Origin of the sequence: Tritonibacter sp. SIMBA_163 (assembly GCF_046535935.1) — a bacterium.
Taxonomy (GTDB): Bacteria; Pseudomonadota; Alphaproteobacteria; order Rhodobacterales; family Rhodobacteraceae; genus Epibacterium; species Epibacterium scottomollicae.
Genome location: NZ_JAWJBP010000723.1, coordinates 1 through 259 on the forward strand (window position 1 = coordinate 1; position 259 = coordinate 259).

Sequence of the window (259 nt, forward strand, 5' to 3'; positions counted from 1 at the left end):
GGGACTGGCGCTGGAGCTCGCCAAGCACGACGCGGTCGACGCGCTGTGGTGGTTTGGCGATCAGGCCACCGCAGAGGCGCTGGAACGCGCCTCCACCGGTAATTTGAAGCGCATGTGGACCGACTGGCACGAGCGGGACTGGTTCGATGCCAAGCAGGCCGAGGGCGCGGAGGTGCTGCGCCACGCCTGTCAGGTCAAGAACATCTGGATCCCGTACGGCGAGTAGTTCGGCGGTCCGGCTACCTCTTGCCGCCGCCGT

General features: G+C 67.2%; 1 protein-coding gene. It reads left to right on the top strand.

Features of this window, described 5'->3' with window-relative positions; all coding sequences use genetic code 11:
* On the top strand, positions 1-226 hold a 226-nt coding region (locus R0J92_RS24220; protein WP_411053556.1), incomplete at its 5' end, for a hypothetical protein.
* Between the last annotated feature and the right edge of the window lie 33 nt (positions 227-259).